Consider the following 23,599-nt stretch of genomic DNA (forward strand, 5'->3'; position numbering starts at 1 on the left):
TAAAGCTGGACAGGGGTTCATCATAATTACCAAGCTTAACCACATCATTTTCCGGTTAGGCTTTTATGATATTATAAAGGTAAATTGATTCGGAGGTGGAAAGGATGAGATGGGAAGAAGTTCGTGAACAGTTTCCAAATGAATGGATTGTTTGTGAGGCATTAAAATCCCGCTCGGAGGAAGGATGCTGGCTTGTTGATGAGGTGGCTGTCATTGATCGCTTTGATGACTCCACTGTTGCCATGAAACGGTATTGTGAATTGCATCGGGCGCAGCCTTACCGGGAATACGGCTTCTTTCACACATCCCGCGAAAAACTGGAGCTTAGGGAGAAATGGGCGGGGGTACGGGGACCCAGATGAACATAGATGTAAAGCATGGATTACCCTTTATAGAAGTAACAATTTGTTACCGCGGTGAAGAATTAAAAAAATGTATTGCTCGATACGGGCTCGGCAGGAACTATTTTCAGTGCGGATGCAGTGGATTCTGTTGGGGTTATGATAGAACTGGGTGATTTTTTGAACAAGATTAGAGGCGTGGGTGGAGTAGAAGTCGTGTATTCCAAGCATTTCGAATTTGTGAAGGCGGGAGAGGTTTCGTTATCATCGTTCGAAGTAGAAATCGGAGATATGAATTACGGAATGGAGATAGACGGGATACTGGGGTTTGATTTCATACGTTTATCTGGATTGGTGATTGATTCAAAGGAACTGACCGTACTGGCCAAAGATTAAGTTACGCCACCTCCTAAATAAACTAACCATCACGTGGCGGTGAATTGTGGATTTACCAAGCCATGGCTCACTTCTATACAAAGATGAAAGCACCCAATGAGGGTGCTTTTCCCTTTGTATGGGTGAGACTGGGGAGGCGAACGCCTCTAGGGTTCGGTCCGGCGCAGACTGTAGCGTGAAGTTAGGGATATGCATTAACAGGCTAGTGTCCGACTGAACGCGGAACTATTTGTATTTTAATGGACTGAGAAAGGCCAAGAGATAATTTTAACAGTTGCTGAAATCTGCCTTCATAGGACGAGGGCATATCGATGTGGCCAAAATCATTACGGTTGAAGCGAACGATCGAGAGATCGTCCTTGTCGATTAACAAGTATCCGAACTAAAGTTGTTCTGCTATAACAGACCATCATTTAGGATAGGCTGTTTTAAAAATAGATAAGATCTCTCCAAAGTTAGTAGAAGAGTGGCGCTTCGGAAGGGTTCCCTAAAACCGCCACAACCGGGCCAAGTCCAACTTAAACCTACTACAGTGGAAGTTATTCAGCAGCAATGAAGTGATGAAACTTGAATTTCTGTGTATGAAGCAGGAGGGTTTAGTTCCTGCTCATCCATTTCACTAATTTAGGTGATGCGGTGTATAGAGGTTGATGATACATGATATAATCCATCGCCTCGGTTTCATCCCCGGACCCGATCGTTGCTGGTGGGTGCATTGGTAATTTTTTTAACCCAAGGATGAAGGGTACTACGTGTGGATTCTGCGCATTGGCTTGCTTGAAGAGAGATTTCATTGACGGATTGATGCCATGCTGTAGGTACGAAATGAGTAATCGGTTATAGTTGAAGTTCGCACAACTTTCGTCATAATGATCGATTAAGGCAAGTGCTTTCGGGTACTGTTTCAGCAGAATGTAGCCCGTTACCAGTAAATATCTGATGCCCATATTGTCGTTTGGACACAGGTCAAGCATCTCCTCAAAAATATGAACGCCTTCCTTGTATTGGTGTAAATAGAATAAACAAATCTCCCCATAGCCGTGCATGGCTCTCATAAACGGCCGCGTCTCCAGCAACCCCCAGAAGTATCCTTTATTCTCAGAAAAAAATGCAGTACCCAGCTGCTTGCGTCCTGCGTCGATCCCCCGCTTGTACAATTTAGCGGCTTCGGCGATATCCTCTAGCTCCTCCGCAATTAGATTGTAGGCATCCGGTTGAAGCGGGTCCAGAGCAAGCGCTTGTTCGGCCAGTTTTTTCTTCATCTTGGTTGAGGTCGTTTGCCTCGCCTGGTCAATCAATTGCTGAGCAGGACTGGCCTTAACAAAATCAGATCGAAAAAGGCGCATCTGCGATTCCAACTCATGTCTAGCGAAATGGTGCACATTCTCGAAGGCATCATCGTCTTCCTCATCTTCCTCATCTTCTTCATCCTCTTCGTCTAAGAGCATAAGATCCAAGAGTTGATCAAGGCTAGGCGTCATATCCCTGAATCGATTGGACACGCTGGTGGATGAAACGCCGTACTGCTTGGCCACGGAAGTCTGTGTAATGCTTGGGTTCCCAGTAAGGATACCCATTACATACTCCATGGTAGCGAAAATAACATCTGCCTTATTGATAATGGGCGAGTAATCCCTTGAATAGGTCATCCACAGGGTGATAATTGTTATGATTTCGAGCGGTTCATAGCGTTCCCGTAGATGATCGTTCAGTTGCAGTGCAATTGTGCGATACTGCTCAGATGCCCACACTTGGAGTTCAATAAACTCAACCCGCTCTTCATACGATTGAGGTATGACTTCTTCAAATTCTTCCATCTCTTTTTCTTCTGTAAAAAAGGATTGGCTGCCTAATCGTATGACATTGTTGGCTTCATCTTTCTGTAAGCAGCACTTCTTGTACTTCGCGCCACTGCCGCAAGGGCAAGAGTCGTTTCTGCCGACTTTAGCAAGACCTGACATGATAGACCTCCAATAAGAGTTGCTTTTCATATATTTTATCAGGTTTTGACTCGGTAAGACAATTCATGGTTGTATGACGAGAAGTATCTTTGTATACCCTTGAGAGGATAATTTCCGTCGGATATCTTGTTCGTTCTCACCGAGGCACATAGATCAGATGATAGGCAACAGAACGGTTGAATGAAAGTGGCCTACCTTCAGTTCAATATCCTTAATTTGTAAATGGATGATATAATATAGAGGTAGCGTAATGGTGCTATAAGTTTTTAAGAAAAGTAGGGATGGAAATCTAAATAATCTTGATGACCAAAGTATCTCCGAAGATATTAAGGAAGTTTGTACTTTAGAGAATAAGAATATGAAAAAGGACTAAAGGCAGTAAAAGAGATGTTATTAAGAATGCTAGATTAGTGGGAAGTAACAACAAACAATTATACTGAAGCATTAAAGGCATTGCACATGTTTAAAGGATGGAGAGAATACCGAGAAGTGAAATAATAATAGAGTCAATTTTATTCAGTAAGAGAAAGAGATGATTCTATGAAAGGTAAAATAAATAAGACCTTCGAAGGCTACAACTCATATGAGATAGAGAATGCGGATAAGTCGTATATCTTCAAAATAGCAACTGTTGTTACAGAGAAGTTTAAGTTTACTCATGCCAAACCAATCATTGGACTTGAACAAGTTCTCATGGACTTTGTTAATGATGGGGTTATGATTACAGTTGGATGGGATATTTGGAGCGGTTGTTTTATAATAGCTCATGACAATTCAGGTGATAAGTTTATTCAAGAAATAGGTAACTACCTAGATGTACATATCAATATGCTTTAAATAAAACATAGATTTTATGGAGGATGTATTTTATTGTTGCCGTTATACGGAAAGATTGCTTTGCTCTTATTGTTTATTATTTTTATACCAGGGGTTTGTATTTCTGTATACTTCGGCGCTATCAAAAAGAATGAAAGCAAAATGATGGCGTCCATTGTCATGACGTTACTTCCCTGTATCCCGCTTTTTATTATGTTAACCAGTGCGGGCAATCAAAAGAATGAAGTCGAAATTAAAGCACAAATTCAATCAATTGGTGGAAGCATTATTCTTATTGAGAAAGTAAGTTCAAAAGATACACCATTTAAGCCTGTTCGTAAGACCTTTGGCAAACATTTTAAAATTCAATATAGTTTGAATGGACAGAAACATATTGCTTGGTTCAGAGGTGATCGTGCAATGATTCAGTTAGCTAAGCCTACCTTACATGAAAAATGGATACTTGAATAACAGACTTCTTCATAAAGGGTATTATCGTTATCGTCATAGCTGATTCTATTCCAATTTTGCCATATATAAAGAAGCTATCCTTTACCGGATAGCTTCACTTTCATACACAAATGAGTAATTACTTTACTTCTGTGTTAACCCCAACCAAGTGCGTTCACTTATATCAAATTATTTAATAATTAGTACAGGAATAGGGGCGTGTTGAACGACATTATGACTAACACTGCCAAGTACAAATTCACCCAAACTGTTTAGTCCCCTGCTGCCGACAACGATCAGGTCTGCATTTATTTCTTGAGCGTATTGGAGAATCTGTTTGGCGATACTACCTTTTCGTACTTCGATATTAACGTTGGTGAAATTGGATATTTTCTTTTTGATTTTCGCAACTACGTCCTCAGCGTAGGCTTGTTCTATTTGGATAGGTGGAACCACAAATTCCCCACCTATATCGTAGGTTGGAATGTTGAAAATATGAATAATTTCGAGCTTCGAATAATGGTTTAGTTGGGCAAGTTTAATGGCGGAATCGAGCGCTTTATCAGAAGCTTCTGAACCGTCGTACGCAACAAGAATTTTGGAATATAACACTGTGTGATCACTCCTTCAAAAAAAGTATAGTAATAGTATACAACTTTTGGTTAAACAGATGGTGAAATTAGAGAACGACTAAATTGAATGGAGTTATCCTCAATGCGTGATAGGCTTAAATTTGATCTGATACAATATCAAAAAGCACATCAAAATAAATGGAATCAAATACTTCATTATTTTGCTTTTTTATCGGCGTTTCTTGCTTGGATTTTTTTATTTATTGATTTAAAAGTTACACTTGGTCTGGGAATATTACATTATATACTATCGTGGATTGGGCATTTTTGCTTTGAGAAGAATAAACCTGCGTCCTTCAAGCGACCATTATTAGGTTTTTATGCAGGGTTTACATGGTTCTTTTTGCGGAGTTTTGAACTGGTTACAGGCAGGAAGGTATTGCCTTAATCCAGTTTTTCTTATTATATAGTGGGCTTACAAAGGCAGAAAAAGGAGGATAATCTCTGAAACTACATAAATACTATTTTCTATCAATTAGTATTACTGTTTCCTTATTTTCTTGCTTTGCCTTTACGGCCTCGGTATGGCAAATGATTGTTGATAACGACTATGTTGAGACATTACAATTACCCTCTGATGGAGACAGCATGGGAATACCATTGGTTGGCGCATTGATGGGAAGTATTCTGTCTGCAGTAGTTCACATTATTCTTCATTTGGTTTTATATGGATTATGTTATAGACATATGATCAATAGCAAGATTAGTATTAGTGAGTTCTTTATTAAAAGAGATAGTTGGATATGTAATACTATTCGCGGGGTAGGTTATGTTTTCATAGTCGTGTGGAGTTATGATTTTATCCATCAATATTTTAAGTTTTATGTGTTCAATGTTCTGTTTTATTTATCAGTTGCAATCGTTATATATATGTACACTACATGGCTGTTGGCAATTTTAAAAAGACCCCACGAACGAAAATGTTGTATATAATCGACAATTTGGCATAAACGATATTTCTATGGAAATATCCCATAAAGTAAAATATTCTAGTAATAAGGTGTTCTAGTATGTATAAAGGTTTCTAAAGCAGCACTATAGGATCCGCTCAACAAGTGAAGTTTGCCATAATGCTTTAAGGAGACAAGAGTCGATGATTCGTGTAATGCTCATTGATGATGAGGAAGATGCGCTGGATTTGTTGGAAATTCTGCTCGGACAAATGGGAAATATACAGATAGCTGGAAGATATATGAACCCGATTGAAGCGATTGCTGCGTTAGATCATTCCCCAGTAGATGCGGTATTCCTAGATATTCAGATGCCGGGAATGAAAGGTACGGAGGTTGCTAGAGTAATTAGAAGTAGGCTCCCACGAATGCCGATCATCTTCACAACGGCATATGCGGAATATGCGGTCGAAGCGTTTGAGATTCAATCAAATGACTATTTGCTGAAGCCTTTTACCAAAGATAGATTGCAGAACGCGGTTGCGCGTGTTACACACGTGATATCCGAGTTTGTCACCCCCCCACCCCAACCTGCAAATGTTGCTCCAAGCATCTGCTGTTTGGGTGGCTTCCAGATTGGTTTGCCTGGTGGCCCCGACAAGGTGCTTACGTGGAAGACAAAGAAGGAGAAGGAACTTTGTGCCTTTCTGATTCATCATGCAGGGAAGCCTGTCAATGCCGCATCTATTATTGAGGCGATTTGGCCGGGTTACGATCTGAATAAGGCCAAAACGTATTTATATACGTGTTTATCCTATCTACGGAAAAGTCTGGCGGAACATCAGATTCCCATCCATATCGGCAAAGCGGACCAAGGGTTTGTAGCCCAATTGGATGGCGTGACGATTGATGTCACGGAATTTGAGCAACTCCTAAGCAACACCTGGACGAGCGAAGAGATGGATACCAGGACCTATGACCAAATGAAACAGGTGTACACGGGTGAATATATGGGCGGTTGTGACTTCAGTTGGGCAACGGCCAAGCAGTTGGATATCAAAGCTTCGTATGTACGCGTGCTTCGTACGTGGTTCGCATTTTTCCAAAGTCAGGGCAATGACATGCTTGCAGTGGACTGTATGCAGAATCTATTATCGGTTGCTCCTGATTTCGAGGTCGACGGTCGAGAGTTGATTAAGCTCCATTTGAAAATGGGCAATCGCAACGAGGCGCATCGGGTTATTATGCAGTTGGAGCATGCAGTGAAATTTCAATTAGGAGTAGAGTTGGAAGAAGAAACTTTGCAGCTAGTCCAAGAAACGAAGGATAAGATAGGGCGGCAAGCCCGATGAGCAAAAAAATTGTGGCAGCGCTAATTACCCTGTCTCTATTGATTGCAACTTATGGGGTGTTGTTGGCCTATTTTTCTATTCATAAAAAACAGATGCCTCTAGCGGTAAATGGGGTTATGGATTTACGTGCTTGGCAATTTGATCAAGATGGAACAGTTCGGCTTGACGGGCAATGGGAGCTATATTCGAATCAGCTGTTTAGTCATCCGCCAGCAGAAACTTTCGTAGCAGCAGGCGAAGCAACGCCTAAGATGGTCCAGGTCCCCGGCTCGTGGCGGGAGCAAATGTCTACAATGGGCATGGCGACCTACCGGTTACGCATTCAGATTGGCGATGCAAGCCAGGTGTATGGATTAAAAACGGCGTCCATCCTAATTGCCAATCGGCTCATCGTCAATGGTACAATCGTCGGATCAAGCGGCAACCCGGCAGAGAGGCAGCTCTACAGCGCGCTGAACAAACCGTATGTCAGCTACTTTACTTTACAGCCAGGTTGGAATGACATTCTCGTGCAAGTGGCTAATTATGAATTTCGAGTAACCAGCGGGATCAGCGAGTCGCTTCTCTTGGGGAAATCCGATCAAATTGCTGGAGTTCGCGACCGTGCGACGGCTCATGACTGGATCACACTTACCGCCTTTCTAATTATGGGATTGTATTTTATCGGATTGTTTTCTCAACGTCGAAATGATTTCTCGCTTGTGGTACTTGGCATTGTCTGTGTATGTATTGCTGCATTTGCAAGCATTAGTGGCGAAAGAGTATTGTTCGATGCGGTCGGACCGCTCCCCTTCTGGCTTTATTTCCGTGTTCAGATGGTGTTGACTGTAGGCGTGGGTGTTGGTTTTTTCCTGTATGTCTACACGGCTTTTCGGCCTTACTGCTTTGAATGGCTCACGCGAGGCGGGCTGATTGCGGGGGGAATACTTGTTTTGCTGCATAGCGGCTTCGCTCCCCAGCTTACAACAGGATTGTTCCGTCAATTCACATCCTTATATGTGACAATCTCGCTGCTGTATGCAACGTATGTATTCGTATACACGGCTTTGCACAGAGTGGCGGGGAGCGGGTATTTGGCCGTGGCGGCGATGGCTTTGAATGTGCTGGTGATGAATCAGAATTTGAACGTCTATTTCGGCGTTCCGATCTACTCGCTTGCACCAGTTGAACCCTTTCTTGTTCTGTTGATGCTTGCGCTGCTGATGTCGCTGCGGTTTTCCAATGCTTTTCACAAAATCGAAGAGCTATCCGGGCAACTAATTCAAGCCGACAAGATAAAGGATGATTTCCTAGCCCGAACTTCGCATGAGTTTAAAACGCCGCTTCACGGCGTAATGAATATATCCCGGTCCATGTTGGACGATACCGGACATCCCCTGAATACCGAGCAACGGGAGAAACTCCAGTTGATTACGGACATTACACGGAAGCTTTCCCAACTCGTCTATGACATCCTAGACTTGTCCAAGCTGAACCAGGGCGAACTAAGACTTGTGCCTGCGCCGATAGATGTACGTTCCGTGGTGGAGGTGCAAGTGCGGTTTTACAGCTATTTATGCATGGAAAAAGATATCCAACTCATAAACGCTTTGCCTATGGATTTGCCTCCCGCTTATGCGGATGAAATTCGACTTAGCCAAGTTATTGGGAATTTACTGGATAATGCCATCAAGCATACGGAACGTGGCAGAATTGTTCTTACCGGGAAGGAGCATGGAGGCAAGCTCGAAATTGCGGTACATGACACCGGCAAAGGGATTGAGTCTGATGATATGCCATTTATTTTTGAACCGTTTAAGTCCGTCGAGGGAGATCAGCATCGAGGGTTTGGATTAGGGTTACCGATTGCGAAGCAACTGGTGGAACTGCAGAAGGGTACGCTTACGGTATCTTCTACGCTTGGCGTAGGTTCGATTTTTACCTTCACGCTTCCGATCTCGGAGCAGCGAAGTGAAGCAACATCATCCTCATCGTATTCAGGTGCCCAGCTCATGCCGAAGGAAACTGAATATTCCTTTGCTACACCTTATATTACGAATCAGGGCGGCAAGCATACCGTGCTCATCGTCGACGACCAATATGTGAATTTAAAAGTCTTGCTGGACGCTCTTCAAGCGCTTGACTATCGCGTGGTCGCAGTCAAAAACGGATACGAAGCGCTAGAACAGGTGGATCAATTGGGCAGAATCGATCTCGTCATTCTCGATCTGATGATGCCGGGCATGTCCGGCTATGAAGTATGCCAGGAAATTCGCAAACAATACTCGCTGTTGGAACTGCCGGTTCTGATGGTGACAGCTGCTATTCAACCGCAGGATAAGGTGGCGGCTTTCCAAGCGGGAGCGAACGATTACTTGCCGAAACCGTTCGATTTGGAGGAGCTGAAGGCAAGAATCGGGAGCTTGCTCGCCATGAAGGAATCGCTCGGTCGAGCCATTCATATGGAAGTGGCCTTTTTGCAATCGCAGATTAAACCTCACTTCTTGTATAACGTGCTGAATAGCATTGTTGCTGCAAGCTATAAGGATTTGGAGCGGGCAAGGAAGATGATCGCCGATCTTGCCGATTATTTGCGAGGAAGCTTCCGATTCAGCAATGCGGATGAACGCATCGGGTTTGCTCAAGAATTCAGCCTCATTCAAACGTATGTAGGAATTGAGCAAGCTCGATTCAAGGATCGCATTCGTTTCGATTTCGATATCGCTAAGGCAGCCTACGATTTGCAGATGCCGCCGCTTCTGCTGCAGCCGCTTGTCGAAAATGCTATTCGCCACGGCATCGGCGATCGTATTAAAGGCGGTACAGTCAGCTTGACGGTAGAAAACTCGAAAGGAGCATGGCAATTCGTCGTAGCCGACGACGGGGTTGGCATCTCGCCAGAGCGACTCAGGACATTGTTAGAACAAGGTGATGCGAATGAGCCGCAGGGGGTTGGTTTGCGCAATATTAATAAGCGATTGAAATACGAATACGGCGTCTCACTGGAACTAGTAAGTGAACTGGGACGCGGTACGAAAGTAACAATACGTATTCCTACTGCTTCCGTTTAAAACAGGATGCGGTTCAGCTAACAGGCTCTCAACGGTATGCGTGAGGGCCTGTTTTTTATGGGGAAAAATGTCGATGTTTAAGGTTTCTTTAAGGTGCATGCTTGTATGCTGAAATGAGGCGACCCGTTATAAGTAAGTTTACAAAAGGAGAGACACGTAATCCATGAAAAGGTTGAATACCAAGAAGAGACTAACAACTGTGTTGATGTGTATGATGTTGCTTGTTCTTCCCGTTATGCAAACGGTTCTGGGAGGAGAAAAGGCTAATGCTAGGTCAGAGACGACCATTTGGACGTCCATCTCGGACGAGGGTGAGTTCAGTATGCCGAATGGTGTGGCAGTCAGCAATGACGGTACGATCTATGTAGCCAATAGTGGACAGGGTAGAATGATGAAAAAATCGCCTTCGAAAGGCAGCATATGGGAGGATATCAGCGATTGGGATGACTTTATGCCATATGGCGTAGCAGTGGGCAATGACGGTTCTGTGTATGTGACAGGTGATGGTAAAATAAAAAAACTGTCGAGCGGAGGAAGCACCTGGGAGGAAGTTGGAGGTCCAGAACAAGCTTTTTATCCGCTAGGCGTGGCAGTAGACACTAATGGCACCTTGTATGCGACAAGTAGTTTAAATCAAATATTCAAATTGCCAAAAGGCAGTCAATGGGAAGATATTACTGGCGTAGAACAGTTTTATCAACCAAATAGTGTGGCAGTAGATAGTGACGGCACGCTGTATGTGGCAGATACGTATCACTCCTCGATAAAAAAACTGCGAAGCGGCAGCGGCGTATGGGAGGATATTACGGGATCTGAAAGATTTTCTGGCCCCTACAGTGTAGCAGTTGGCTTAGATGGTACGGTATACGTGGCAGATACTTCCAATAACAATATTAAAATACTGCCAAGTGGTGATAGCTCCTGGGAGATGATCAGCGAATCGGTAGGATTCAGATACCCGCGAGGGGTGGCCGTAGACAGGGAAGGCAACATATATGCAACGGATAATATGACGGGACTGGTCAAAAAAAGATCTGCTGCCTATACGGTTAGCTTCGATAATAATGGAGGGTTACCCGCAGTAGAGAGCCAAAGCGTGGCTAAAGACGCTTATTCTATCGAGCCAGAGGAAGCGTTGACCAAGTCAGGATTTGTATTCGGAGGTTGGTATAGCACGAGTGATTTTAGCGGTACCCCGTTCGATTTTACAACAACTGAAATTACGATAGATCAGGTGTTATATGCAAAATGGCTGGGGCCAGCGAAAGCCGTTACAGCATTCGACTTCGCGGGATTGAGTCCTGCGGTAACGGGAACGATTGATGAAGCGAACAAGACCATCGCACTCACTGTACCGTATGGGACGAATGTAGCTTCGCTGATCCCGACGTTTACAACAACGGGGGCAAGCGTGAAGGTGGGGAGCGCTGTACAAGTGAGTGGGACGACCCCGCAGGACTTCACAACTCCCGTTACGTACACGATTGTGGCGGAGGACGAATCAACAGCAACTTATATGGTGAAGGTAACGGTGGCGCTGCCGATTCTTGAAGCTCCGAGTAGCCTCGTTGCTACACCAGGAGATACGCAAATCCATTTAACTTGGCCGACAGTCAGTGGAGCGACGTATTACAATGTGTATCAGTCTGTGGACCACACAACGTTTCATTTAATTAGCACACCTGCTACCGTAACTAGTAGTGTTTATCAAGTAACAGGGTTAACGAACGGCACGTTGTATGACTTTAAAATCTCCGCATCCAATGCGGCTATGGAAAGCGCGTATTCCATTGTGGCAAGTGCAACCCCAAACCGCGTTTATTCGGATCAAAATGGCGGAGGAACACCGGCTCTTGAACCCGCTATCGAGGCTGAAAAGCCTAAAGAAGAAGTATTTCGTAGCCAAGTTGTGAATACTGCAGATTTGGTACAAGCGATTGAAACGAAAGTAGCGGAAGCAAGGAAAGAAAATTTTACAATGGAACAAAGGGATACCAAAGGGCATTGGGCTGAACAGACAATTAACAAATTTATTAAGCTGCACGTTATTGAAGGTTATGGGGATGGACAATTCAAGCCTGACGGACCTATCACCCGTGCAGAGTTCGCAACGCTGATTTATCGTGTATTTACGATTCACGGGGATGAAGGGCACGCCATTGCGCTGAGTGATGTGAAACAGCATTGGGCCAAAGAGGCGATCGAGAAGCTCGCGAATGCAGGGGTACTTAATGGGTATGGGGACGGTACTTTCAAGCCGGACCAGACAATTAGCCGCGAAGAAATTGTTGCTATTCTTTCCCGCATTGTGAACTTAGATCAAGTCAGCAAAGACGCAGCCAAAGGCCAGTTTATGGATATGTCGACAGCAAGCACCTATGCAGCGGGTTTAATTACGGATGCTGCCGAAGCGGGAATCATTAGTGGCAAGAAGGATGGGGTGTTTGACCCGCAGGGATATGCGACACGTGCTGAATCTCTGACGATTATCTTGAATGCCCTTCATCTTGACTCTCAAATTAAGACCATCTTGGATTCTTTTAACTAGTTTGACGACCTATCACTGGACTGGTCACACGGTATGCAAAATGACTGAACGGCTCACAGCTACTTCAGGTTCTCATCGGTATACGATGAGGCCTGTTTGCTTTTTGGGTGAGAAATGTGGAGTCCAAGGTCAAGGGAGAATAAGGATCCCTACTTTGCCAGTTTGTCATCTATGCTGTTAGTGTTTCCCATTATAAGGGTAAAAGGTTGTAAGGAGGGAGGTGAATACATGAGCCATATAGATTGGCTGCCCCAAAGCCGATCCCTTAGGAATCTAGTTGGTAGCATTGCGTTCACGCATGGATGTTACTGATGGCCCCGCATGGTCGCATGCTCCTCCTGGTCAACCGCCCCAACATACCTTCTTCTCTCAAACGAAACGTGTAACGACTAACTTTCAAAAATGAGAAGGAGTGCATAACAATGACAAGCATGAAACAATGGGTAAAGTTGGCGGTACTTTCAGGTATTCGTTGGTTTGATCACAGCAGGTGTTAGTTCAGCAGCTACGGATCACTCGTCTTTGGATAGAAGCAGCAGCTCGCAAGGAGTGCTAGGATTAGGCTTGAATGTCAATCTTGGGCTTACAAGCGACAGCTGCCTGCCTAAACAGTGAACATAGTGGTGGGAATCAAGACAATCACGCAACCGACACGAGCCAAGACCGTGGTGGAAACAGCGGTAAGCAAAGCGAAAGTGAGACTCACGCCAGTGGATTACTTCAGCTTGGGCTGAAAGCTAATGCTATGGCGGAAGCTCAGTCTTCGGAGAGCAACAACCATGGGAGAATGAAAGTTACCAATCCTCTTCCAAAGGTGCGCTAGATCTGAGCCTCAATTTGTCACTCTGGACTTCCTACCACGATGAGTCACATACCGAAAGGTAAGCAACATTTATAGTTGTTTCTCTCACATAAAGAAGAAGAGGCTGTTCTCATAGTCTATGTAGACTTATTGAGACGCCTCTTTTTCGTATTGACTCATAAGTAATAAAACGACTTCCCGTAATTTAACTGGATTTTCTCCATCTATTTGCAACGAATTTAGCGAATTCGGAGGATTAACTGTATTTCTTGTAATTAAATTCCTTCCATTATATCGATTTTTCAGATTTCATAGAATTTACCTGTACTTTTTCCATCTAATCACGAAAAAACCTCGAATTCGAGCACATTAGCTGTAGTTTTTACATCTAAATGTGATGTGGCAGAGGGACAGCCCCTTTTGTTTACCTCCGGACCTTTGTTTCACTACCTCCCCCAAGGGGTAATAAGTACAAACAAGCATTGTATCCTTCAGGAGGTGTCCCACTATGGAAGAAAATAACACGTTTCACGAATCTGAGGAGGAGATTGTCCTCCAGAAGCAAGGCAACGCCTACATTCTCAGCACGCTGTCAGGTACGGTTGGCGAGATTACTTATAGGCTGGTCGAAGCCGGAACCTGGATAGTTGATCATACCTATGTGGACCCGCGCTACCGTGGTCGTCAACTGGGCAAGCAGCTGCTGGACATGGTTGTCCAGGAAGCTCGCGACAAAGGGCGCAAAATCATTCCTTCCTGCTCCTTCGTATTAGAGGAATTCAAGAAAGATTCCTCATATGCTGATGTGTGGGAAAGAGGAGAATCGACAAGCGATTTCTCCGACCCGTACAGCTCAGGCAGTGCAACGATGGGACGATAGGATTGGATACACGAAGAAGCCCCTTACCTTAGGGGCTTCTTAAGATCATAGATCTTTCTCCGACAGAGTAGCCGGGGTTTCATCCCCCAAATCAAAAAACTGCCCACCTATCCTTCCGGATAAGCGGGCAGTTTTCAGGTCTCTCACCGCTGGTTCTATAAGTTACTGCGATAGCTGTCATTAGCGCCGCCGGATCTGCTTACGTAACCGTAGTCCGGGCTGTATGTATCCGAATTAAGCGACTTGTGGGCGCGGAATATCCGATAGGCCAGATTGGAACGTTCGGTGTCGTTGTCGCTGTCTACGAGGACGAGCACTTTGCCGTTTTGCACATAATCATGATATTGCATCGCTTCTTTCTCGGGGATGCCGAGTCCGATTAAGCCGCCGACCAGTCCGCCTGCACCTGCCCCGACAGCAGCACCCGTTAAGATTGCTACAATTGGACCTGCTGCAATAATCGGGCCAACGCCGGGAATCGCCAATGCACCGATGCTCACGAGCAGCCCTGTCACCCCGCCAAGCACGCCGCCTGTCGCTGCGCCTGTTGCAAGACCCTCTTCCGCTTTGGTTTCAGTCGCTTCTTCGATGTGGTCCAGATCATCGCGATTGCGGCCCACTACCGAGAGTTCCCCAGAGTGATATCCTTCTGCCTTCAATTGGTTGATGACGCGAATTGCTTCTTCTTCCGTGTTGAATACGCCGACAATATGTTTACTCATGGTAATCCCTCCTGGAAAGTTGAGTGTTAGCAAGCCGCCTAGGGCGACTGTGGCATACGGTTAATTACCCTAAATTGGTTGATGTAAAACATAGGAACAGAAATTTCAACGATAGCCTGCTAGGGGCAATGTTCATTCCCGCAACCAAGCGTTCGCCATCAAAAGCGCACCGCGGCACGCCGCGGTATCCGCCAAGGCATGCAGCATCACGAAGTCATGGATGATGCCCTGGAACCGTACGGCCGTCACGTGCACGCCGGCTTCACGCAACTTATTCGCGTATGCTTCGCCTTCATCGCGAAGTACATCCGCCTCGCCGGTGATGATGAGCGCAGGCGGCAGCCCGCTCAGCTGCTCGATCGTGGCCCGCAGCGGCGAGGCTGTGACCTCTTCACACTGCCGCGGATCGGCCGTGTACTGCTTCCAGAACCACTGCATCGCGTCGCGGCGCAGGAAATAGCCCTCAGCAAACTGCTGATACGACTCTGTCTCGAATGAGGCATCCGTGACAGGGTAAAACAGCAGTTGCTTGTGAATTGCCGGGCCGCTGCGTTCCTTCGCGACCAGTGTAATCGCGGCGGCCATATTGCCGCCGACGCTGTCTCCGGCGATGGTCAGGCTGTTGGCATCGAGGCCGTAATCGCGCCCACTGGCGGAGATCCACTCCAGCACCGCGTAGATCTCCTCTAGCGCGAACGGATACTTCGCCTCTGGCGAGCGCGTGTAATTCGGGAACACGACAGCCGACTGTGAGCCGACGGCCAGTTCTCGAATGAGCCGGTCGTGCGTGTGTGAGTTCCCGAACACCCAACCGGCACCATGAATGTATAGGATGACAGGCAGCTGTTCCGGTGCATTCTTCGGCTTTAGGATGCGAATCGACACATCGTCCTTCGGCCCCCCTGGGATCGTCAAATCCTCGATATCCACGGGCTCCTTGTGCACGGGCTCAGACTGAACTTTATCGACCGTCTCACGGCCTTTCTCAGGACCTAACTCGTGTAGAAACGGTGGAGCACTGTTCTGTTCAACGACTTTTTGCGCAGCTTGTTCTAACTGGATTTTGTTGCTCATAAGGGTAACGCCTCCTTTGGAAATGACCTTACTTGCGGCTTAAGACCGCTAGTGCCTATGGAGCGGGTATACCCAATCATTACACGCCTAGATGGGAGTTGAATCAAGTAACGCTGTATTTCCTCTATTTCCGATTCGGCAGTAAGCGCGTTGCAATTCCGATTCGATTCCAACTATTGATGGTATTAATGGCCATAAGCAGCACCATGAATTGGCGCTCATCGAACTCTTTCATCACCTGTTCATACACATCATCGGGTACCCCTGCATTCGCAATAAGCGTCACAGCCTCGGTTAAAGCCAATACAGCACGCTCTTTCTCCGTATAAAAAGGGACCTCTCTCCATAGAGGAAGCAAATAGAGCCGCTGGTCTGTCTCGCCTAGTTTCACTAAATCTTTCGTATGGGAATCAATGCAGTACGAGCAGCCGTTGATCTGAGATGCCCTGAGCTTAATCAACTCATATAAATGTGCATCCAGTCCGTTACTTTTAACAAACGCTTCTAGCTTTAACATCGTGTCTGTTGCCTCAGGGCAGGCCTTGTAATAATCAAATCGTGTACGCATGATAAATCTCCTCTTTTCGGTTTATTTTAGTTAAGCGTGATCTAGACAATTGAGGGTAACTTTTCGTGACAACAAACATAGTTCTTTTTTATAAAAATCCACAAAAGCCCTTCGGAATAGATGGATATCATACATGGAAAAATTTTCTTTTCGCTGATATACTAGGTCTGCATCAACTATCCCATGGGGATAGAGCAGAAGGGGGAATATTGTGACCATACACTTCCAAACGGTTTATACCACGTATTATTCATACCTGAAATCTGTGGCATATCATTTACTGGGATCGGTTTCGGACGCGGAAGATGTTGTTCAGGAGCTATTCTTGGACGTTCACGACAAGCTGGATCGGATTGAGCATATGAAAACGTATCTGACGCGTGCTACGACGAATAAATGCTTGAACATCTTGCAATCAGCTAGGAAGAAAAGGGAGGTATATCCCGGGACCTGGCTGCCGGAACCGACTTCCGAAGCTTGGCAGCAGCCGAATCTACTAGCGGAGCAAAGGGAATCGCTATCGTACGCTTTTATGATTATGCTGGAGCAGTTGGAACCGCTGGAAAGAGCGATTATCGTGATGCGGGAGGCTTACGATTATCCCTATGTAGAGATTGCGCAGCTGTTGGACAAATCAGAGGCGAACTGCCGCCAAATATATAGTCGTGCTAAAAAGAAGCTAGACCCTGATCGCTTACAAGCACCAATCAGTCAAGAGCAGCAGGCTTCGCTAGTCGAGCAGTTTGTGACTGCGTTCCAAAGAGGAGACGCCCCTGCATTGGTTCGATTATTGACCGATACGTCGAGGTTGGTATCTGATGGAGGCGGGAAAGTTAGCACAGCGATAAATCCGATTTATGGCAGGGAACGTGTGGTGTCATTCTTGATTGGCGTTTCGGCCAAGCGGTATGCGCACTTAACGTATGCTATGACGGTGTGGAATGGGCAGCCAGGCGTGGCTTTTTATGAGAATGAGAAGCCCGTTTCGTTGCTCATGTTGGAAATGGATGCGCAGGTTCCTCAGATACAACGTGTTTGTTTCGTTATTAATCCGGATAAAATTTGGCTAAGTCAGTCCTCGGAGAGCAGACTTGGTTAGTGAGTTGATTGTATATATTAATTATTGTGGAGGTTCGTTGTGGGAGGAAATCGATTTTGGGAGTTCTATTTAGTTAGATATTTATTAGGTACGATCTTTGGTGTTGTCGTTTTATTTTTTCTAATTACCAATTATAATGATGAAATTTCCAATTCATTTTTCTTAAGACTTTGTGGTGGAGATAAATCGCCTTGCACAAGTTCAGATGCAACGAATTTGAAAGCTAGTATAGAGAACCTATTGTATGAAACAACATACGTAATAAACAAGAGTGGTGTAAATGTAATGTTGGAATTAGTTGGTAATAGTGCTCCTCAATTAGATGGGGTGAATAGACCTGAAGTTGAAGTAACACAAACGGGATTTTCAATATTACCTGCAGTTATAATAGCAGTCTCAGGTTTTTTATATATGTATTTCTCCAGTATGATTATTTTAGTTCTTCATGGAATGAGATCAATTTTTTATTCTGATAATAATGTGAAATATCGATTAGTGGTAATAGGTTGGTTGCTTGGATGCACTATAATATGTATAACAGCTTTTTGTTTCAGTGAAATTAAAAGTGTTGAATGGCTGCACATTTTTAGTCTACTTATACTTATATCAATACTAGTAGTTAAAATTTCAAATTTTGAATTCATCAGGGACTTCTATTATAAGTTAAGTTCGTACAGATCAATGGGGGAGCAAAAGTCAACTAAAGTGAGAACTCATAAATCTCCTATCATTATTAGTGATACCTCGACTAATGGGAGAATAAATGATAATCGGGAATATATTGAATCTTATAGACACTTACGTGAGCATGGTAATGCATTTGGTATTATTGTGTGCGAAATTATTTTTGCTTTCTGGCTAATCAGATGGGATTTCTCATACTGGGCAATTTTTTACTGGTGTCTGTTTGGCTTTACTTCTTGGATATTAGGCACGTATCTTGAGATTGCAAGAGATTCTAAATAGTTGAAATCTAGTGTAATTGTAGAGATTATTTTTAATTTTCTCCTTTATTAACATGGACCTACTATCTTAATAAATATTTTAAATAATAAGATGCTGCCATACTCGTATATGTAGGGATTAATAAGTTAGCAAGTAATATAAGGTCATAGTGAGCATATGAAAGAGCAAATTTGAGCAACCCCCGCTTCTAGGTTAAAATGAGGACATACATGCTCAACTAGAGGGGGATCTGTATGGAGAACCAGTATGACGCTTTAGCCGCCTTTTTCCTGCAGGTGCCGATAGAGATACATGGGGTGTACCAAACCACGCTTCGGGAAGGTATACATCAAGGACATAAGGCGCAGCTCACGACGAAAAGCGGGATTCTGATCGCGCTAAGGGGCGAAGCTGATTTTATTTATGACGGCAGCAGCTATTCGGTGAGCCCGGGGAAGGCGATGATCGGAGGGTATCATCGTCATTTTGGGATGGTCGTACATTCGGCCGAGTTCGAGTATTTTCTTGTACACTTTTTGCCGGTAGCCCCTGAACAGGAGGGCGCGATGCTAGCAAGAGAAGTTAATTTGCTGCATATTGAGCTAGATGCGACACTGTTGCAAGCTATGAAGCAATTAAGACGATATACGACAGAGCTTGGACATATAGAATTGTTGGAAAAGAAGACGTTATTTTATCAGCTAGTGAATCGGACGTTGACGTATGAGCGATATATGCAGAATAGCGAAAGCCATTCGATGATGGAACAGACGATCGAGTATATTCGGCATCATTATATGGAATCGGTCACGCTGGAGGGCTTAGCGGAGCAGCATCAGATGAAGGCGAAATATTTTTCGCATATTTTTCAGAAATACACAGGGGTCGGCCCTATTCATTATTTGATTCAATACCGGATGAAGGTGGCTCATGAGCTGTTGATGACGACTTCGTTTTCGGTGAGGGACATCGCGGGCAGTGTAGGTTATCCAGATGCTTATTACTTCAGTAGGCTGTTTAAGAAGCATTACGGCAAGTCACCGACTTCTATGAAGTTGAGCGAATGAAGAACAAGTTGAAGAATAAATCCATCCCGAAATCGGGAAATCGTCTATTTGCAGTAGGTTCACCACGATGGTAAACTTATCTTCGATAATGATAATCGTTATCAATTAATATGGGGATCAACGAGAGGAAGATCAAGATGAGAAAACGTGTCATGCCGCTGGTAACAGCGTCGTTGCTGGTGGCTTTACTTTTACTTATTAGTGCATGCTCCAGTACGGGGAAATCAAGCAGTGAAAGCGCAAGCCCAACCGTGGCGCCTTCGGCTAGTCCTTCGCCTGCTGCTTCAAGCTTTCCGAGAACAGTTGCTAGCGCGAACGGTGCACAAGTAACGATTGCCAAGAAACCAGAGAAAGTCGCACTTGTTCATTGGGGATTAACACAGGATCTAATCAGCTTTGAAATCCCATCCATTGGCGTTGCACTTCCTTTTACGGAAAAGCAGTCTGTCATGGGTTCTGAGTTGTACAAGCCGTATACCAGCAAATTTAAGGAAATAACGTATGTTGGTGAGAATACGGAAGTTAATTTGGAGAAATTATTGCAGTATGCGCCAGATCTTATCATCGCCGGTACAGAAACGAACAAAAAAGTGGCCGATCAATTGTCGAAGATTGCTCCCACGGTGTTTCTTGATGAAACAAAGATGGACGTTTGGAATGATTGGCCTGGTGTGATGACGAAGTTCGGCGAAATGCTTGGGCAAGAGGATCTTGCGAAAAAAGAAATCGAGAAGTTCAACACGGCGTTCGCTCAAGCGAAGGATAAGATTAAAGGTGTGGAAGGCACTGTAGCTTACGCTCAAGTTAGAGAGAAAACGATGTGGCTGCAGGGTACCAAATATGTTGGTCACTACTACGAGCCGCTGGGACTGAAGCCACCTGAGCAAGCGAATGGAGATGGCGCAGAGCTTAGTCTTGAGGGCTTAACCAAGATCAATCCGGATTATATTTTCCTAGGCTACTTTAATTACACGGATAAATCCCTGCCTGCGCTTGCAGATGAATGGGAGAAATCAGACGTTTGGAAATCACTCAAAGCTGTGAAGAATAATCGTGTGTACAAGATCAATGGGGCAGAAGCCTTCGGATACGGTCCAATCAGTAGACTATACGGCGTGAATGCCATTGCTGATGCGCTTAAAAAGTAGTGCGTGACTCGCAGTTTGCCAGTTTAACTGCAAGATAACGATATGATAACAGGTTCTCATCCTTATAAGGTGGGGCCTGTTTTTTTGTGGGGAAAATTGTCAGTTTTTAAGGTTTCTTTAAGGTGCCGTCCGATATGCTGAGGGTAGAGAATGAGGGGTAAGCGACAGAAACGAGAATTCAGAAAGGAAGATGTAGATTGATCCCACTAAGAAGGAGTATGACCAACGAAAGAATACGTAAAATGGCACATAGTTTACTCGCCTTTATGCTATTAATATCACTTGTATTCACCAGTAGCACAGCTTCCGCAGCGTCTGGTTGGTCGATGATCGACGGCGGCGGTCCTAACGGACTTAACGTAAATGCAGCCAACCGAGCGGAGTATCCTGCGATGACCGTATGGAATGGCGAAGTCTATGTCGCTTGGCAAGAAAAAGTCGTTCCAGGCGTAACCGCTAGTCAAATCAGAGTTAAGAAATATAACGGGACGGGCTGGACGAGCGTCGACGGTAACGGTCCGAACGGATTAAATATCAGTTCGGCCAAAGATGGAACGAGGCCGACTCTGGCCGTATCTAACGGTTCTTTATATCTTGCTTGGACTGAAGCGGTGACTTCGTCCTATGGTCAAATTCGGGTCAAGAAATATAATGGCACAAGTTGGACAAGCGCTGAAGGGGGAAGCACGACCGGAATTAGCAACGATTCGACGAAGGATGCTAACTTCCCTAGCCTTGTTGAATACAATAATGCTTTGTATGCTTCTTGGTCTGAAGTGGGCAAAATTTATCTCAAGAAATATGACGGTGTAGAATGGACAACCGTCGATGGAAGTGCAAACGGATTAAATATCAATTCAGCGAATGGTGGAAGTTTCCCTTCTTTGGCCGTAATGGGAAATGAACTATTCGCGATATGGTCGGAACTGAACGCAGGTATCTATCAGCTCAGAGCCAAAAAATACGACGGGACGAATTGGACGACGATTGACGGTGGCAGCGCGACTGGGTTGAATATGGCGACTGGAAAACACGCGTACTACCCAACGCTAACCGCTGTCGACGGCGTCATGTACGCAGCTTGGTTTGAACCGGTCGATTCGACCACGGATGACCAGATTCGGATAAAGAAATACGACGGCGGTAACACGTGGTCAAGCGTTGACGGCGGTGGGAAATATGGCATCAACGTGAACCCCGGATACCGAGCGAATTATGTGAAATTAGCAGGCGCTAATCATGAATTATATGCAGTGTGGTCCGAAAATTCCGGATTGATAGGAACGGGGTCAACCCCCGTATTTAAAATCCGGGCGAAGAAGTATAACGGAACAGCTTGGTCGAGCGCCGAGGTTGGTTTAAGCGGTTTTATTGTGGATAATACGAAAGCTGCGTTTTATCCTGCCATAACCGCACTGAACAATGGTTTATTCATAGCTTGGCAGGAAAAGAACAGTACGATCGAGCAGATTCGAGTGGCTAACTTGCCAGCTCCTGCTGTAAATAGCGTAACCGTTACGCCAGGCACGGCAAGCGTTGTGCAAGGTGGAAGCAAGAATCTCACAGCTGCGGTAGATGCGGTGGGAGGAGCAGCATCGACGCTTACTTGGACAAGCAGTGACGCCACGAACAAGGTGACGGTGAACAGCTCCGGTGAAGTAAGCGTCGCGGCGGATGCGCCCCTGGGGAATTACACAATAACGGCAACCTCGACGGTTGATACTAGCAAAATAGGAACAGCGACGATTACGGTCATACTTCCTACCGTTAATAGCGTGCTCGTCAGTCCGATTAGAGCTACTATTTTACAAGGTGGAAGTAGGCAGTTTGCTGCAGTCGTAGACGCGGTGGGAGGAACAGCAGCGACGGTCACTTGGACAAGCAGCGACGTTGCCAATAAGGTGGCTGTGAGCAGTACGGGTAACGTAACTGTCGCGGCAGATGCCACACCGGGGGTTTATACGATCACTGCTACGTCGACAGTGGATAGCAGCAAGAAAGGGACAACCACGGTCACTGTCACGGCAGCGCCTGCTATCAACAGCGTAACCGTCAGTCCGAGTACGGCAAGCGTTGCGCAAGGAGGAAGCAAGAATCTCACAGTTACAGTAGATGCGGTGGGAGGAGCAGCACAGACGGTTACATGGACAAGCAGTGACGTCACGAACAAGGTGACGGTGAACAGCGCGGGTAAAGTAACTGTCGCGGCAGATGCCGCACTGGGCGATTATACGATAACGGCCACCTCGACGGTGAATACCAGCAAAAAAGGGACAGCGACGATCACCGTTACGGCACCGCCGACCATCAACAGTGTGACCGTTAGTCCGAGTACGGCAAGCGTGGTGCAAGGAGGAAGCGAGCAGTTCACAGCTTCCGTAGATGCGGTGGGAGGAGCAGCAACGACAGTCACTTGGACAAGCAGCGACGCTACTAATAAGGTGACGGTGAACAGCTCTGGTAAAGTAGCCGTCGCGGCGGATGCGACCCCTGGGGATTATACAATCACGGCGACCTCGACGTTCAATACTAGTAAAAAAGGGTCAGCAACGATTACGGTTACGGCCATACCTCCGGCCATCACCAGCGTAACCATCAGCCCAAGCACGGCAAGTGTGGTGCAAGGAGGAAGCAAGCAGCTGGCAGCTTCGGTAGTAGCGGTAGGCGGAGCGGCGACCACGGTTGCGTGGACGAGCAGCGACGCTAAGGTTGCCGTGGACAACACGGGGAACGTAACTGTAGCAGCAGACGCCGCGCCTAGCGATTATACGATCACGGCCACCTCGACGGTGGATAGCAGCAAGAAAGGCACAGCGACGATCACGGTCACTGCAGCGCCGGCTATCACCAGCGTAACC

At 45.5% G+C, this 23,599-nt stretch carries 20 protein-coding genes; 15 read left to right on the plus strand and 5 right to left on the minus strand.

Translation table 11 applies throughout. The features are described 5' to 3' along the window. The first annotated feature begins 104 nt into the window (after positions 1 to 104). Entirely contained in the window at positions 105 to 362 is a 258-nt protein-coding gene (locus AC58PV_RS32560) for a hypothetical protein (protein ID WP_497437143.1), read from the plus strand. Positions 363 to 482: 120 nt separating this feature from the next. Further along, the gene (locus AC58PV_RS32565; RefSeq protein WP_497437168.1) at positions 483 to 737 is read left to right on the plus strand and encodes a pepsin/retropepsin-like aspartic protease family protein; all 255 of its coding nucleotides are present in this window, start codon (positions 483 to 485) and stop codon (positions 735 to 737) included. A 596-nt stretch (positions 738 to 1,333) separates the two neighbouring features. On the opposite strand, the gene AC58PV_RS32570 is transcribed toward AC58PV_RS32565, so the two are convergent. Further along, positions 1,334 to 2,698: a YecA family protein gene (locus tag AC58PV_RS32570; RefSeq protein ID WP_497437145.1), complete on the minus strand. Its 1,365-nt coding sequence runs from the start codon at positions 2,696 to 2,698 to the stop codon at positions 1,334 to 1,336. A gap of 540 nt (positions 2,699 to 3,238) precedes the next feature. Between AC58PV_RS32570 and AC58PV_RS32575 the strand changes: the two genes are divergently transcribed. Further along, positions 3,239 to 3,535, plus strand: coding sequence for a hypothetical protein (locus AC58PV_RS32575; protein WP_497437146.1), 297 nt, complete (start codon positions 3,239 to 3,241; stop codon positions 3,533 to 3,535). Positions 3,536 to 3,568: 33 nt separating this feature from the next. Beyond that, complete coding sequence (locus AC58PV_RS32580) at positions 3,569 to 3,985, plus strand: hypothetical protein (RefSeq protein WP_497437147.1); 417 nt, start codon at positions 3,569 to 3,571, stop codon at positions 3,983 to 3,985. A gap of 168 nt (positions 3,986 to 4,153) precedes the next feature. On the opposite strand, the gene AC58PV_RS32585 is transcribed toward AC58PV_RS32580, so the two are convergent. After that, the gene (locus AC58PV_RS32585; RefSeq protein WP_497437149.1) at positions 4,154 to 4,576 is read right to left on the minus strand and encodes a universal stress protein; all 423 of its coding nucleotides are present in this window, start codon (positions 4,574 to 4,576) and stop codon (positions 4,154 to 4,156) included. A 102-nt stretch (positions 4,577 to 4,678) separates the two neighbouring features. Between AC58PV_RS32585 and AC58PV_RS32590 the strand changes: the two genes are divergently transcribed. From AC58PV_RS32590 to AC58PV_RS32615, 6 genes are all read left to right on the plus strand, one after another. Further along, positions 4,679 to 4,984, plus strand: a complete 306-nt coding sequence (locus AC58PV_RS32590) for a DUF962 domain-containing protein (protein WP_497437150.1) — start codon at positions 4,679 to 4,681, stop codon at positions 4,982 to 4,984. 705 nt (positions 4,985 to 5,689) lie between these two features. Then, a complete protein-coding gene (locus AC58PV_RS32595) occupies positions 5,690 to 6,838 on the plus strand; it encodes a response regulator (RefSeq protein ID WP_497437151.1) in 1,149 nt (382 codons plus the stop codon). Continuing rightward, entirely contained in the window at positions 6,835 to 9,888 is a 3,054-nt protein-coding gene (locus AC58PV_RS32600) for a sensor histidine kinase (protein ID WP_497437152.1), read from the plus strand. Before AC58PV_RS32595 ends, AC58PV_RS32600 begins: the two co-directional genes overlap by 4 nt. A gap of 163 nt (positions 9,889 to 10,051) precedes the next feature. Further along, positions 10,052 to 12,436: an S-layer homology domain-containing protein gene (locus tag AC58PV_RS32605; RefSeq protein WP_497437154.1), complete on the plus strand. Its 2,385-nt coding sequence runs from the start codon at positions 10,052 to 10,054 to the stop codon at positions 12,434 to 12,436. 568 nt (positions 12,437 to 13,004) lie between these two features. Then, complete coding sequence (locus AC58PV_RS32610) at positions 13,005 to 13,259, plus strand: hypothetical protein (protein WP_497437155.1); 255 nt, start codon at positions 13,005 to 13,007, stop codon at positions 13,257 to 13,259. 487 nt (positions 13,260 to 13,746) lie between these two features. Next, positions 13,747 to 14,118 carry a GNAT family N-acetyltransferase gene (locus tag AC58PV_RS32615; protein ID WP_497437156.1) on the plus strand — a complete coding sequence of 124 codons (372 nt, stop codon included), beginning with the start codon at positions 13,747 to 13,749 and terminating at the stop codon, positions 14,116 to 14,118. A gap of 155 nt (positions 14,119 to 14,273) precedes the next feature. Here AC58PV_RS32615 and AC58PV_RS32620 read toward each other — a convergent pair whose 3' ends face one another. The 3 genes from AC58PV_RS32620 to AC58PV_RS32630 all read right to left on the minus strand — a co-directional run bounded on the left by AC58PV_RS32620 (position 14,274) and on the right by AC58PV_RS32630 (position 16,482). Next, complete coding sequence (locus AC58PV_RS32620) at positions 14,274 to 14,840, minus strand: general stress protein (RefSeq protein ID WP_497437157.1); 567 nt, start codon at positions 14,838 to 14,840, stop codon at positions 14,274 to 14,276. 132 nt (positions 14,841 to 14,972) lie between these two features. Continuing rightward, complete coding sequence (locus tag AC58PV_RS32625) at positions 14,973 to 15,914, minus strand: alpha/beta hydrolase (RefSeq protein WP_497437158.1); 942 nt, start codon at positions 15,912 to 15,914, stop codon at positions 14,973 to 14,975. Positions 15,915 to 16,038: 124 nt separating this feature from the next. After that, positions 16,039 to 16,482: a carboxymuconolactone decarboxylase family protein gene (locus AC58PV_RS32630; RefSeq protein ID WP_497437160.1), complete on the minus strand. Its 444-nt coding sequence runs from the start codon at positions 16,480 to 16,482 to the stop codon at positions 16,039 to 16,041. Between the two features lie 211 nt (positions 16,483 to 16,693). Here AC58PV_RS32630 and AC58PV_RS32635 point away from each other — a divergent pair, with 211 nt between their 5' ends. The 5 genes from AC58PV_RS32635 to AC58PV_RS32655 all read left to right on the plus strand — a co-directional run. Further along, entirely contained in the window at positions 16,694 to 17,581 is an 888-nt protein-coding gene (locus AC58PV_RS32635) for a sigma-70 family RNA polymerase sigma factor (RefSeq protein WP_497437161.1), read from the plus strand. A gap of 39 nt (positions 17,582 to 17,620) precedes the next feature. Beyond that, positions 17,621 to 18,547 carry a hypothetical protein gene (locus AC58PV_RS32640; RefSeq protein ID WP_497437162.1) on the plus strand — a complete coding sequence of 309 codons (927 nt, stop codon included), beginning with the start codon at positions 17,621 to 17,623 and terminating at the stop codon, positions 18,545 to 18,547. A gap of 233 nt (positions 18,548 to 18,780) precedes the next feature. After that, complete coding sequence (locus AC58PV_RS32645) at positions 18,781 to 19,593, plus strand: helix-turn-helix transcriptional regulator (protein WP_497437164.1); 813 nt, start codon at positions 18,781 to 18,783, stop codon at positions 19,591 to 19,593. Between the two features lie 137 nt (positions 19,594 to 19,730). Beyond that, a complete protein-coding gene (locus AC58PV_RS32650; RefSeq protein WP_497437165.1) occupies positions 19,731 to 20,741 on the plus strand; it encodes an ABC transporter substrate-binding protein in 1,011 nt (336 codons plus the stop codon). Between the two features lie 218 nt (positions 20,742 to 20,959). Beyond that, positions 20,960 to 23,599, plus strand: a 2,640-nt coding sequence (locus AC58PV_RS32655) for an Ig-like domain-containing protein (protein WP_497437166.1), incomplete at its 3' end; no start/stop codon positions are given.

It is taken from the genome of Paenibacillus sp. J22FR83, assembly GCF_059691955.1.